Annotated in this window: 9 protein-coding genes; 1 reads left to right on the forward strand and 8 read right to left on the reverse strand. The window is 34.7% G+C overall.

The features are described 5' to 3' along the window. Positions 1 to 49: 49 nt before the first annotated feature. Positions 50 to 3,487, reverse strand: a complete 3,438-nt coding sequence (locus JSS34_06695; protein ID MBS0186008.1) for a MobA/MobL family protein — start codon at positions 3,485 to 3,487, stop codon at positions 50 to 52. Positions 3,488 to 4,151: 664 nt separating this feature from the next. Between JSS34_06695 and JSS34_06700 the strand changes: the two genes are divergently transcribed. Beyond that, positions 4,152 to 4,823: a UPF0149 family protein gene (locus tag JSS34_06700; GenBank protein ID MBS0186009.1), complete on the forward strand. Its 672-nt coding sequence runs from the start codon at positions 4,152 to 4,154 to the stop codon at positions 4,821 to 4,823. Positions 4,824 to 4,964: 141 nt separating this feature from the next. Here the strand turns inward: JSS34_06700 and JSS34_06705 are convergent, their stop codons facing one another. The 7 genes from JSS34_06705 to JSS34_06735 form a co-directional block, all read right to left on the reverse strand. After that, entirely contained in the window at positions 4,965 to 8,504 is a 3,540-nt protein-coding gene (locus tag JSS34_06705; GenBank protein ID MBS0186010.1) for a hypothetical protein, read from the reverse strand. Positions 8,505 to 8,739: 235 nt separating this feature from the next. Further along, on the reverse strand, positions 8,740 to 8,931 hold the full coding sequence (locus JSS34_06710; protein ID MBS0186011.1) for a hypothetical protein: 192 nt from the start codon (positions 8,929 to 8,931) through the stop codon (positions 8,740 to 8,742). 195 nt (positions 8,932 to 9,126) lie between these two features. After that, positions 9,127 to 9,873 (reverse strand): trypsin-like serine protease, encoded by a 747-nt coding sequence (locus JSS34_06715; protein MBS0186012.1) that lies wholly within the window; start codon positions 9,871 to 9,873, stop codon positions 9,127 to 9,129. A 41-nt stretch (positions 9,874 to 9,914) separates the two neighbouring features. Beyond that, positions 9,915 to 10,268: a hypothetical protein gene (locus tag JSS34_06720; protein MBS0186013.1), complete on the reverse strand. Its 354-nt coding sequence runs from the start codon at positions 10,266 to 10,268 to the stop codon at positions 9,915 to 9,917. Between the two features lie 76 nt (positions 10,269 to 10,344). Next, on the reverse strand, positions 10,345 to 11,436 hold the full coding sequence (locus JSS34_06725) for a DUF1016 family protein (GenBank protein MBS0186014.1): 1,092 nt from the start codon (positions 11,434 to 11,436) through the stop codon (positions 10,345 to 10,347). A 100-nt stretch (positions 11,437 to 11,536) separates the two neighbouring features. Continuing rightward, positions 11,537 to 13,831 (reverse strand): hypothetical protein, encoded by a 2,295-nt coding sequence (locus JSS34_06730; protein MBS0186015.1) that lies wholly within the window; start codon positions 13,829 to 13,831, stop codon positions 11,537 to 11,539. After that, complete coding sequence (locus JSS34_06735) at positions 13,831 to 14,499, reverse strand: hypothetical protein (GenBank protein MBS0186016.1); 669 nt, start codon at positions 14,497 to 14,499, stop codon at positions 13,831 to 13,833. Before JSS34_06735 ends, JSS34_06730 begins: the two co-directional genes overlap by 1 nt. Between the last annotated feature and the right edge of the window lie 225 nt (positions 14,500 to 14,724).

Below are 14,724 nucleotides of genomic sequence, written 5' to 3' on the forward strand. Positions count from 1 at the left end.
TCCGAGTCTGACAATGACTCAATCTAATTTTACACCACTTGACGGGACGTTATCTATATGTTCGTGCCTTTTCACGAATTTCTCCAAAAGTTGCATGGGTAAAAAGTTTGCTTTCTTGTATTTTGAATTGTTCAAGAAAAAGCTGATGAGTTTCATAGTTCCTCACAATTTGTAGAGCAGATGAATCTCGTCTTACGCATATTTCTTGAAAGGAGTGCTTTAGCATTTCCGGACTTAAACAAAATATTTTTGTTTGATTTTTACACAGTTTATAAAGAGCTGTTGCTTCGGAGCTTGCGTCTTTATAATATTTTATATTTTTATAAAATTCTTTATATTCTAACGAAAGTCGATCTTCAAAAGCTTTTTGCTGCTGAGAATCTATATGAACTACAGCATGCTTTTTTAGAGATAACGCCATAAAACGATCTTTAGCTTCTACAACATTATTCCAATAATCTTTGTATTGGCCCTCTTTATTTTTTGCTACTTTTAAAAATGGACGATAAAGATTTAAATTTTCTGCAAAGACCGCTGCAAGGGAATTTCTTTCTTCTTGCAATTTTTTGTAAGTAGGATATAGAGGATGATTTTTTGTTAAAACAGGAGGATATGTTTCTAAAATTGTTTTCCAGAGGTGTTGTGTTTCTCGGACAAGATCCATATATCCTTGCGCTTGAATACTTGCTCTTTGTTCAAGGTCAGAAAGTGGACGTGATTTAAGCCCTACTTCTATCTCTAAAGTATCTTTTCTAAGACCTGCAAGTCGTGTGTAAGGGAGATGCTCCTTCCAATTGGAAAGGATTTCAGAGGCCATTTCCTTTTTTTGGTCTAAAAGATTTTTATAATTCTTAAATTCTGGATGTTTCCAAAAAGATGCATTTGATTTTAGGCTGCTTCCTATTTTCTCACGCAAGTCTGTACTTTGTTTTAGGAGGTTTGCGTATTTCTGAATACGCTCTAAATAAATTTTTTTATCTTCTGGAACTTCATAATCATAAAGTGTTTCTTTGAATTTTCCTCGATTAATTTTTTCTAGAAGTGCCTTAAAATCAATAACTTCTTCTCGATTAATAAAAGCTTGTACGTCATGACGATGGCGTGACATTGCAACAAGTAATGATGATGAATTGAGAAGAGGATCTAGTGCCACAAATGTGCGATCAAAAGTGGATCCTTCTGATTTATGGATACTTAAAGCATATCCATGCGTTATATATTTATATTTAGATGGTTTGAATTTTACATTACGTCCGTCATCTAATTGAACTTTAATGTATTGATTATTCCGAGCCAAGATTGTTCCAAAAGTTCCATTTTTTACGCCTTGTATTTGCGTTGGATTGAAATGTTCCCGAACTGTTTGCAATAAGTTTGCATAGATATTTTTGACAAAATGACCGTGATGATCATTTTGTGTAAACTTTATCCGATCTCCAATCGAGAATTCTTGATTTCTGATTTTAAAAGAAGAGTTTAACACTCCTTGTTCTTTTAGTTTTAGGCGAATTAATTGATTAAGAGAATCTACATCTCGGTTGCGGTACACTAAGACAATACGCGTTTGATCAGAGTTTTCTTGAAGATCTTTTAAATATGCATTCACAATGGCTTCTCGTGTGGAGTAAGTTGTCTCATGCCACTGAAGATACCCCTTCTGTTGATAAGGCATCAAGCCATCCAAAACATGACCTTTATTTAAAAGAACAGAGCACTCTTTTTGCCAAGTAATCTTTTGACGATGAACTTCTCTTGTTTCGCAAGAGCCAAATCTTTCTGCGAATAAGCGACCATAATCTCCTGGTTCTCTTGATTTAATTTGTTCCGTATCTTGAATAATAAGAACCTTAGCTCCTTTATTAACAGCTTCAGCTAAAAAAGACTCCCATAATTTGCCTCCAATCATATTTGCTTCGTCTACAAGAATCACATCTTTAGAACTGAAACGCTGTAATTCTAATTTCTTCATTTTTTGAAAGGCAGAAAGATAGGCTTGCCCCCAAAGTTGTCCATTCTTTACTAAAGCGCTTTGGTGTTCATGTTTTTCCCAAGAGAGTTTCAGGCTGTCTAACGTTCGACAAGGAATTCCGATTTCTCGTTCCATAATTTCAACAGCTTTCCGTTGGAAAGAGGTTCCAATCACATTAAAGCCTGAAGTTTGATAAACCTCAGCAACAACTTTAAGAAGTGTTGTTTTGCCTGTTCCTGCGCGACCATTAAGAATACGTATGTCAGGTCCGCTACAGAGATAATGAATAGTAGCAGTTTGTTCTTCAGAAAAAGAAAAACCAAGCTTAAGACTTTCTTTGTTAAGAATTTCTGTAACAAAGGTGGAGGGAATGTCTTTGGAGAAACGATGAGATAAAATATCTGCTAAGTTCGTAATCTTTTCTTCTTGTTTCTTATAAGCTGTGCTTGTAAAAATAGGCTCAGCTTGGATATTTTGGTCCACAAATTGAGTTATTTCAGAATTCTTAAGGATTGAATCTGTAAGCTTAGCAGCAATATCTTTTAAGTTCTCTGCAAAGTTCTCATTTGGGGCGTAGTCATTAGAATTTCCAATTCCTTCAATACGCGCTTTTAAAATTGCAAATAATTTCTCATCTCCGCCTACACGTCGGATGATTTCTTCTTCGATATGTGTATGCGTAAAAGTAATTCTTTTTTGAGAAATCTCATGAATTAAGACTTCGGGATGATCACAGAGAAGTTGGATGTTATGTTGTCGGGTTTCCTCATTATAGGTAAGAACATGAGAATGATCTCCACGTTCTCCTAAGCGTTGCGCATAATATCCTTCATGTTTGCTTGCTTTAAAAGTAAGTCCACGTTCTTTATTAGAACGACAATCAATACGGACTTCAGAGCCAGATAATGCAAGATGCTTATTAACGATCACTTCCCATTGTTTGCGTGTTTTTCTGTGCTCAGGAGGAGAGACAATATCTTCATCTTTTCGTGAAGAAAATGCATTTCCGACAAATGCACGGCGCGTAATAAGTCCATGAAAATGGGGATTGCCTTCGTCCCAGTGAATGGCATAATGAACGACAAGTCCTCGTGAGACAAACCGTGTTTTCAGGAACTCTTCCACGCAGGATTTTGCTTGTTCACGGGTAAGCTCTAAAGGGATAGCTCCCATGATGGTCTGTGCTGTTCGTGCTGTTTTTAAAAGATGATCTCTATAAGTAAGGCTTTTTTGATTCTTTTCAGAATTTTTAGCATTTCCTTGGAATCGTTGATGAATAATATCATCTTCAAATTGTTCTGCTTTATTCCAAAAGATAGCTGGGTCTAATGCCCAAGCAGGAGCATTTTCTGGTGCCAAGATACGTGACATAACGACGTCTTCACGATGCCTATAGCTATAAGTTTTTCCAGATTGTTCATCTTTGTGCTGACTTCCACTAATATAAGCACTAAACGCAACAGAAGATCTTCCTTTGCTTCGTGATATAAAACCCAAATTAAGCGAATAAATCGCCATATGACGGCCTCAAAAGGCGTCAATCAGGGTTAAGCTTGAGAACTATACGAGGAAATATTGAGGTAGCTCGTAAAGGGGAAACGCATGTCTTAACAGAAAAAGAAGGACTTTTTCATGCTTCATTATAATAGCGCCTGCGGCCCAAAAGCAACTGGGGTGATCTCACCCCGTAAGTGCGCAGCAAGAAATTTTCTTTAAGGGAATTTTGGAACCAAGAGTCTTAAAAAAATTTAAACATTCTCTTATTTATAGAAAACTTTAAAATAGGATTTGTTTTTAGTAAAAAATAAACCTTCATAAAAATTAATAAACAAAAAATACAAATTAAACTCTAATAAATAAAGATATATTTATAATTAATTATAAATATAATCCTATTATAATTTATGTATTGACTATATTTTTTATTATCAATATATATTTTTATTAACTAAAAGAACTCATAGATAATAGTGTAAGAAAAAGGGGAATAAAGCTGAAAGATATATGTTTCTTTTAGAAAAAATCAGAAAACAAAACTTTCAATTTAGAATCAAAACCTAAAACATCTCGACTCAAAGCTCAGGAACCATTTAGAAAGCGTATGAATATTCAAAGATCAACGCTTTGTATGTAGGAGAATATAAAAAGATAATCTGCACTATAATAAAAGGAAAAGAAAATCATGCTTTTTAATGTTGAATCTTCTATTGAGAATAGCACATTGAAAATCTTAAATGACTTTTTAACGTGTTCTCAAGATGCAAAGCCTTCTTTATCGTTAACACATCTTCATGGGTTTATTACAGCAATTGTGACAGCCCCAAATGCTATTAGATTTACAGACTGGCAACGTATTTTATTTGAGAATAATGTTACATTTCAATCTAGGTATCAAGAATATCTTATTAAAAATTTACTGATCCAATTCAACAATCAAATCGTTACAGATTTAGCCGTTAGAGAAGAGTGTGAACCATTGCTTTTTGATGGGGCTTCTAGAGTACCTTATAAAGAAGGGTCAGATCATCTTATAAAAGAATGGTGCAAGGGATATTTTCATGCAAGTCAGCTTGATGACTTATGGGTCATTACAGAAGAAGCTATGAAACAGCTCGTTCCTTTCATCATTTTAGGGAAAATCTATTATAATAAAGCACCTTGGAACTCCCAAAAAAATCTTTTTAAATTTGAAAAAGGAAAAAAATCAATATATCGGGAAAATCTACCAACTTCTATTAAAAAGCTTTATAATTTTTGGGCTGAAAGTCGAAGCCGTCGTGCTTTCTCTCATGAAAATATTTCCTATGAAAACTTATATCGTAAAAGTCAAAGTTTAAGACATTTCATAAGATAATATTTTTTCTTTTCTCTATTTAAGGGTCAGGCTTAACAGCTTTCTTTAACTCCTATGAAGAGTTTAAACATGTTTAATTATACAAAAAGGGTGAGATTCTTTTAAAATGAAGAAGCGAACTTCTATCTTTCTGTTTAAAAATTAGAAGCCATTAAAAGCATAACCAGCATTTCTCATAATTTGGAGAACAGCTTTTTTGCGTTCTTCAGGCTCTCCAGAATTAATAAGAGCAACGTAATGGACTCCTTCTATTAAAATATTAATAGGCATGACCCCTTGAACATTTCCAGCTCTTTTAAGTAATCTTAAAAAACCCGTTGCTTTCCCTTCTTCTTTCTGAAGCGCAAAAACATTGATATTTAAGTTGTTTTCCCGTGCTAAAAGCTCAACAGGGCACGTCATATCTGGACGAAGAGGAATGTAAGATTCTTCCCCATTATTTATACGCAGTCTTTCCATATAAAATTTTACATCTGTATCTAAAATAGCTCCTTTTATAGTGTCTGCATCATAAAGATGTTCAGAGCTAAGATAAGGGGAAAGGTGTTCTTTTGCAATTCCACGAGAAAGAGCGTAATTACGAGCTGCAACATGTTCGCTATCCTGCTGAAACAGTGCCCTCACATGCCCGGGAATATCTTTCTCGTGTGACGTCCCTAAAAGACTTAGATAATCCTCATAAAGAAGATTCCGACACTCACCCAGATAAGCTCCTCCTTGTATCATATCACAAAATGCACTACGCATTACTGCAGCACGTACTGCAACAGTTTCGCTATCTTCCCCATCTTGTGTGGAAGCCGCGTGAAAAAAACAATTTCCATCTCCTTCTGTAGGGCAACTTATATACTCTCCAAAAATCCCTTCCGCTGGATTTAAAAGGCCATTAAATGTGAATTTTTGAGGAAAATAAAGGTCTATATCATCTGATTTTTCAAATTTTTTAAGCCTTTTAGAAAGAGAAGTTATCTTATCTTCTTGGTCTTCATCATCATCCTTCTGAGCTTTTTTTGGAGGTTCCTTTTTCTTCGATGTCTTTTTCCTTTTCTTGGATTTTAGATCGGCATCTTCTGTCCCACTACTTTCTTCATCTAGAGCATGCTCAGGAGCATCTTTTTTATCTTCATGTAATCCGTCTTTTGAATCCGGTTTCTTATCTTTTACTTCCCCAAAGGCATCCCAATTTCCACGCTCTTCATTTTCATTTATGACAACAAGGTTAAATTGGAAGCCCAATTTTTGAACAAGCTGCCGCGTACGATTTAACCCCCAAAGATGTTGCTTTTTAAATAAGGATTCTTCCTTTTTACGGTCTTTCTTTTTTAAATCTTCTAATTCTTGTTTTTTTTTCTCGAGAGAAGATTCTTTTCTTTTCTCTTTGTTTTCTTCTTCTTTCTTTTTTTCCTTTTCCACTTCTTGAATTGCTTTTCGGATAGGTTCAATCCGTCTATCATCTATAACAGCCATAACGAGGACAATATTTTTTCGGGTTTCTTCTTTCAAAATCCCAGAAGGAAATAAAACCTCTTTAATGCATATGAGTTGTTTTATGGCTGCTAAGAAATCTTCTACGTCTTCTTTTGATAGTTTCTTTTTCTCGGCACAGTCCCTTAATGCATCAAGAGCAACGATGAGTTCTTTTTGATGGTTTTCAAAGAAATCAAAATCAATGGTTCTTAATAAAATCTTTAACTGTCCAAGGAAAGTTGAAGCTTCTTCTTGCGTGTTATGAAATATTGAATCTCTTAAATAATTTTTCCAAGATTTTTTCTTTCCTTTTTTCTTTTCTTTAAATCTATCTTCAAAATATGCACTATGCGTTAATCGTTTCCCTTGCTTTTTTTCCTTGTTAGCCTCTATGCCATGCTTAAGATAGACTCCCTTTACACAGCCTCGAAGAAGTAAAGTTTCTGCATTTTCTTTCCTTAGTTCGGTGGCTAAATATTCAGCTGATCTCTCAACTTGAGCCCGATGATGATCCATAGCATCAGACTCTCGCCGTTTAACATGAACAATATAATATTTTTTATCACTCCCATATAAAAGAATATCGCCGAATTCAAACTGATTTCCTCGTCCTCCTAAATAGATGTTAAGCCTATCAAGCAAGAGCCCCTTTTGTTTTCCTTTGGGAAGAGAAGCTATAACACGTCGGTTATAACAATCCTCTTGATATAAACCTCCTCCTCCTTCCCCCAAAGCATCCTCTAAAGTGTAAGGAGGAAGAGTTTCCATGCGCGTTTTAATGCGAGGATCTCGCATAAGATCAATAATAAGATTAAAGCGTGAAGCTGCTATTCTAAACCACCTCCCTCGATCAAAACGGTAGAATTCTCTTTGCCACTCAATTGGCAAAGAACTCATCAAAACATAAAGAGGTTCTTCGTAGATTTCTTTTCTTCTTGATTTTTTTATGGAGACTAAGGAGTCTAAATTAAAGTCCTCTCCTTCTAAGGCTTGCCATAAGTATTTTTGATCCTGATTTTTTCCATAACTAAAAGAAGGACGTGTCCCATAAGAACGCCATATATATTGGGATGGGAGAAGAATAAATTTTGGATTTCTTTTTAATGTTCCTAAAAAGTGTTTTATTAAGCCTTCTAAAATTTTTCCATCTGAAACTTCTTCATCAATGTAACGTTGTAATCTCTCGTGAATTTTAAATGGATGAGAAACAGTGTAAAAGTATGAAACCATATGGACTAAAGAGCCAAGTGTATCTCCCTTTTCTTCATCTTCTTCACATGATGGAAGAAAAAATTTGAACCATTCTTCTTTTGCTTTAGCAAGACGCTCACAGGAAGTCCCTTCCGCATATTGGGGTAAAAAAGTAAGGCCTTCCAAACCATCTGTCCCGATTTCACAATCAAAATCCTCAAAAGGAGCTAGCCGATGTTTGGTTTCGGTGCGAGATGTCGGATTTGAAAGAGCACTTTCTTTGCGCCCTAAAGCTTTCACGCTACGTTCACTAAAAATGTCTTTTGATGCAGCCACTCTTAATCCCCAATCAGGGATAATAGCATAGGGGTTAAGAAGTTGAGACCATTTTCCAAACACGTAAGCTAATACAAGGGGTGATTTTTCTTGAGGAAAAATAATCATGGAGGATCTATACTGATTTCTTTTTTGATTCAAACCCTTCTCTTTTAAAAGACGTTTGGTGAAATTTTCTGCAGTTGTTGCAGAAGACTCAAGAGAAAGACTGACAACATAATAGGAAGTCTCTTCAACTTTTCCAGATTTTAAGGATAGTATTCTTTTTCTAGGATAAGATTTTTTCGGTTGATCACTCTCTTCTGAAGAAGAGTCGTTACTTTCTTCCTCTGCTCCAGATTCTTCTTTATTTTGAGTTTTCTTTATAGATCCTTTTTCCTCGTCTATTTCTTCTAAAAGTTCTAACCGTATCCAATCTTTAACAGGATTAAATTCTTTTCTGTGAGTAAGGTCTTGGGCTTTTTTAGAATGAGGAATTAATGTGGCGTCAAAGCAGACAAGCGTATAAGATTCTGGATCTCCATCTTCATGAGAAAGTTCAGAAAATTTAAAGACTTGAGACTTAGGTGCGCTGCTCGATGAAAAGTTAGCTTCTTCTCTTTCTTCTAAAGCATAAATTTTTGAAGAAGAAAAAATATATAATAAAAGAAAAAAGAAGTATCTCTTTCTTAAGAATAGTATTTCCATTATCTTTCCTAAGCGAAGAAAAGTTGTCAAAAAATTAAGCGTATATTAATAAGATTTACTTGAAAAGAAAAAATATTATATTTTTTGAGTTGAACTTAATAAAAACAGTAAAAAGATAGCTTATTAGGCTTCTTTCTACTGTTTTTAATAGATTGTATTTCAGCAATATAAGGCTTAGTATTTCTTAAAAGCTTTTTAAGAAATTGATACCCAAACATTGAAGAAAAATAATATGTTATTTTTGTCTCCATGGATTGAAGACATTCTTTTTCTCCCATTCTTCATGAACAGCTATAAGTTCCCTTAAATCTGATCGAAGAAGCTCAAAATCATGCCAAGCTTCATCCATAAGAGCTTTTATATGTTCAATTTGCAAAATTAGGAGTTGAGAAATGTGCTCAAGTTGAGCTAGTGTTTCTTTAGTCATTGTGACTTCTCCGGAGTTACAGTGATTAGTGGGGCAGGGGCGCGTCAACGCTTCTGTTCCACGCCTTCTTACAATAAGAAAGACATATTCAGCCTACCTCTTTCTCTGGCAACGAGCAAGAAAAAAATCCAATTTATTTTTATAACCAGCCTTCATAGCTTAAGCCTACTGGTAATGCCAAGGAAATAGAAAATTTTATATTTCACTCAATTTGGAAAGCCACTCTCCTATTATTTGTCCGCTTTCTTGGTTAATTCTTACCGCTCCATTTCCATTAACTTTATCACCGGTAGTATGTACAGCGATGCATTCTACAGCTTTTTCTTGATTTGGAATCCAAACCCCTGAACCACTTTGTCCACCAGAGGTATCTACTTCATAATAAATTTTATGATCCGTAACGGCTCTTATTTCACCATCCATTGTATACATACTTGAAGAAAGTCGATCGAAAAGAATCTCTGTAAATTTTCTTTGTGATGGATACCCTGTAACATTTACCCTCATTTCCATAAGTTCTTGACGATCTAATTCTCTTAAAGACATGGCTCCATATTTTTTGCCAAAAGGCTCTCCAATTCTAATAATTCCAATGTCGTAGTCTGGGTTTTCAGATTCTAAGTATTTAGGATGAACATAAAAAGAGTTAACGCTAGAGATATCTTTGGCAACTCCACCACTCATTCCTAAGGCGCATCTAATGCTTTTCGGGAACTTTCTTTTATAAAGCAAACAATGTCCAGCTGTAATCAAACAATAAGGACTAATTAGAGTTGCAGTTCCTCTACAACTTCCAAATTCTTCAAATGTAGATTCCAAATAACAGTTCGTAACAAAAGGATATTCATAAAAAGGTACTACGAGGCGTCTTTTATCAAAAACAGCATCTAATAACGCCGCTGTTTTTCTCCAAAAAAGGCTACTATCTTCATAAATAGGCAAAGCAAAAGGACTGCTGATTATTGAATGATTCGTATCCCCAATTACTTTTTTTTTTGATCTAAATCCACTCGGACAGAATGATTATCTTCTCGAGTTACTTTGGGACTAGAAATTTCAGGTGTTGAAACTATTTGACGATTAATAGGAACATAAAACTCATGATTAGGGTCTAAAAATCTAACTCTTCCTGGTCGTTCAATGGATTGAAATGGAACTTCAGGCTGTTTTTCTGGTCTAAATCCTGGAGTTATTCTCAGAGTACTTACACTTCTTTTAGCCATAAACTTAACTCCTTCTCCAGCTTCCAATAATGCCGTTCTTAGTGTAGGGGGAATAGCACAAGCTATTGACGAAATAAAAGAAAAACAAATCGCTGATAAAATAAATTTTTTCATATCAATCTCCGATAAATTACGCAATTATTTTACGAAAGCCTATTATAGTTTGTTTCTCAATTATAAATCAACATAATTAGTTATTTTCAGGCAAATCTTTCATCCCTTCATTAAGTTCAGCCTCTATTTCTTCAATAGAGGGAAGTTTTGTCTTAAGTTCTTTAGGAAGTGAATTGGAAAGAACATATTCGGATACCCCTATGGGTGCATTAATGTTCCTTAAAGCATATTCTGCAATAATTTTGTCTTTCGTTTTACATAAGAGTATCCCTATGGTTCTGTTATCATGTTCTTTACGCAATTGATCATCAACTGCGGCTAGATAGAAACCAAGTTGCCCTGTGTGTTCAGGCTTAAATTTTGTAGCTTTGAGCTCAATTACAACATAAGACTGTAAATCAAGATGATAGAACAACAAATCCACAAAAAACTCTTGATCTTCAAAGGTAAGGGGCACTTGAGAACCAACAAAAGCAAATCCTTGCCCAAGCTCTAATAAAAAGTCACGTATGTGATGAATTAACGCATTTTCAACTTCACGTTCATAGGCTTCCTCTTGGATCGTTAAAAAATCGAATTTATAAGGATCTTTTAGAAGTTCTCTTGCTAAATCAGACTGTGGCCTAGGTAGATACTTCTCAAAGTTTTCTATTTTTTTAGTATCTGCTTGACGCTCAAAGAGGCTACTCTCAATTTGCATTTCAAGAATTGTTCTTGACCATCCTTGTTTCAAAGTTTGTTGCGCATACCATTCTCTTTTTTTAGGGTCTTTAATTTTGTGTAAGAGCACAACAATGAAGCTCCAGGGCAATTGGTGCACAGACTGTGCACCTTTTTCAAGATTAGGATACTCTTCAGCAAATAACCGCATTCTTTTCAAGTTAGTAACAGAAAATCCTTGCATTTCAGGAAATTCATTTCTTAAGTCTGTAGAGAGTTGCTCTAAGAATTTAGATCCCCATACTTTTGTTTTTTGATAATAAATGATCGCTTTTCCCATCTCCCAATAAAAATATATTTGCTCCATATTAACTGCCAGAGCGGCTCTGATTTGAGCTGTTTTTAACTTGATTTTTAGCTCATTAAAAAAATGAACATATTCAGCATCTAGATGTAGAGCTTTAGAAGTATGTTTTTTTAATGAATTAGATATTTTACTTACTGTCATGTATTTGAACCTTATTATAAATAATAGAAAATCTTATAATCGTATTTTTAATTTTACGTCGATGGTTTGATATTTATGAGCAACATTTTAATAAAAGTCATTAGAGATTTGATTCTAAGAGCACCATACCTTTTTGATCTGCTGCTTTTACAATTTCAAGAGTTCGGGGATGACCCGCTCCAAAGATATGAATATGCTGTTGGGTATAAAGTTTAGCCATTTGGATATCTTGCGTTTTAATTCCAAGACAAGCAATAGCTGCATAAAGACGGCTTACATTATCTGTGGCGTGTTCTTTAAAAATAATGTTATAAATTGCTTCACTCTGGAGATAAGATTGAACAGCTTCTTTTGGTTTCTCTTGGTGTTCATAAAGTTGCCCCATTATAAAATAAGCAAGGGCTTGCATACAACTTTTGGTCTCTCCTTGAAGTGTATTCGTGTAAATTTCAGATGCTTTGTTCAGTAAATCGAAGGCTTTAGATGTTTTATGAGGCTCTCCCAGCATATTCAATGCTTGAAGAATATATAAATAGGCGTGTGTATTTGTTTTGCGATCTCCAAAAAAGTTAGAAATCATTTTTTCTGTTTTTCTTAAAACTTTTTCACATTCATCATGTTTTCCCCTTTTAGCCAAAGCTTCTGCTTTTTCAAAGAGGGTATAAATTGTCATTGTGGGATAGTCAGGTATTCTTTCAAAAAGAGACTCATATTGATCAACAAGCTCTATTGCTTCGTCTAATTTACCTTGACTTACCAGTAAAAAAGACCAAGCAAATACAAAAAGGGCATTATAAACATCGGATTGAGATTGTTTAAGATAATGGATTCCTTTTTGAATGAAGGATTCAGCTTTACTCAATTCTCCCTGCATCATATGAGCTTGTGCTATATTCGCCATCATGCGGATTGTTTCTTCGTGAGCGTTTGGAATTTGATCGAGAAGCTCTAAAGACTTTTTTCCATGTTGGATAGCTTGTTCATGATCCGAGAGATAAGCAGACAAAAAGAATGTTTGATCCGCCTCAAGCAAAGCTTCATCTTCAGGAGATAATCTTTCTTCTTTGTTAAGCTTAGTTTGATCTTCAGATATATTTTCTAATAATATTTTACCAGCTTCAAAATCTCTCAGGCTACAAAGTAGAACATCTAAGACGTGAACCTTAAGGGATAGAAGAGGCAAGGAGATGTAACCTATTTCCCGAGCTTCTTTGAAAATGCTTTGGGCATGTAGCAAATGTTCGGGGGACTTTACAATCCTTTGACATACGATATCTGATCTTCCAGAAAAAAACTGAGCAATGACAGGAATAATATGCTGCAAGAGTTCTTGTTTTTCTGAAGAAGAAATTTGGTCTCCCAAAAGCTGATGAATAAGTTCATGCATAGAAAGCCTCACATGGGTAGGATCGTCACTTTTCTTAACTTCCACAAGAGATTGACCATAAAGCACACTCAAGAGTTTATGATCACTTTGAGAAGCTTTTATATTTTCAAGGAAAGGAGAAAGATACGCAAATGGAATTTGTGTATGATGCAATAATGTTAACACTTTTAAAGCTTTGCAGGCTTCAGGATTTTCCTGAGCTAAGGCTTTAAGAGCCATTTTAAGCGTTATATTAATATTTTGAGTGTGCATATCTCCACATTTGTTGAGAACATCTTCATTACGTTGTAGATCATGAGACGCAAGATAAATATCAATTGTAACGCTCGGGTAAGCAAGCAAGAAACTTGCAGCTGTTACAAGGGCGAGAGGATGATCTTTAAGGCAGATTGCAAGCCTTTCAAGATTTGTTTCCGTTTCATAAGTTAAGAGTTTTCTCAATAATGCGAGAGATTCTTCACGTTGAAATTTTTCCACGATAAAAGATGTATGAGGAGGAATTTTCTTCCGTGTTGTAACCAAAGTATGACAATCCGGAAATCCAAATGCATAAGGAGAAAATTTCTCTAAATCTTCAATTTCATCAAAAATAAAAAGACACTTTTTCTTTTGGTGATGAAGGGTTTGTTTTATATCGGTGAGCAATTTATCAGCGCTTACGCCCTTAAGTCGAATTTGCTCATTCTTGGGAAGCGTTTTATTAAAAACGCTTGTAAAATTCTCAAATTGATGAGGAAGCGTGTGATCTACTTTAAACCACCAAATAATGTCGTAAGAATTTTGATGAAGGTAAACATATTGTTTTGCCACTTGGGATTTTCCAAAACCTGGTCCTCCTGTAATTACAACCCAAGGTTGCATTTCAAGGGCTTTTTGAAGAGATTGAAGCAAAAGCTCTCGCCCTACAAAATGAGGATTCTGAGCAGGAATTTCCAAAAGAAAAGGCGTAGCAAAAGCTTTTAAACTCCATAAAAAAAGAAAAAAACTAAGATAACGAAAGAACTTCATTATAATAAACTTCCTTTAAAGTCAGACAAACGAATAACTTTTTCTGTCTCTAGTATAGGAAGTGGGAGAGTAAGTTTAATATAATTGAGACCTCTTTTTTCTTGAGTCCATTCTAATTTCCATCCCAATATTCTTACAAAGTCTGAAAGCTCTTCTTGTGTAAGGTGGAAAAGACTCTGGTCTTTTTTCTCTTCTGGGGTACCTTTTTTATGTCGCATGACATATCCATTATCACGAAAATCAAGGTGAGCTCTGCCTTCTGTATCTTTATAAAGAGAAATCTCTAAAGCATTATTTTGAGAAAAACGATCCATAAGATGCACATAGATGTTATACAAGACAATCTCAAGAGCTAGTTTATTTGTATGTGCTGTAATTTCAGATTTAGGGGAGATACGGACACGAATGTTTTTTGAGGTAATTTCAGACTGAAAAATAGTTTGGATTTGATTTAAGAGGGTGTGGATATCTATCGTTTCTGGAGAACTTTCGATAGGGTATCCTTGGACCAAGTATCTTAAAATAAGATTATTTTCTCGAAGTAAAATATGGATGTCCTCGAGAGTAGAAGGACTTTCAAGGTCTTGAGAGAGCAATTTAGAAATGATCTCGTGAATGGCATAGATTTTTCGAGCAACTTCTCTAAAATGTCGTTGGATTTTTTCCATTAATTCTTGTTTTTTAAAAGAAGCTTCTTCCTGAAGAGTAATAAGATGAAGCGTTTTTTGAAGCTCTTTATGTGATGCTTCATCTTGTCCTTTTAAAAGCTGGAGTGCTTTTGTAAGTTTTTTATGAGATTTATAAGCTTTCTTAAGTTCATTTCGAGATATTAAAATTCCTGAGAGCGTTCACTAAAAGATAGATAGAAAAACATCTTGATATTTTTGAAAGAT

This window comes from Pseudomonadota bacterium (assembly GCA_018242545.1).
Lineage (GTDB): Bacteria > Pseudomonadota > Alphaproteobacteria > 16-39-46 > 16-39-46 > 16-39-46.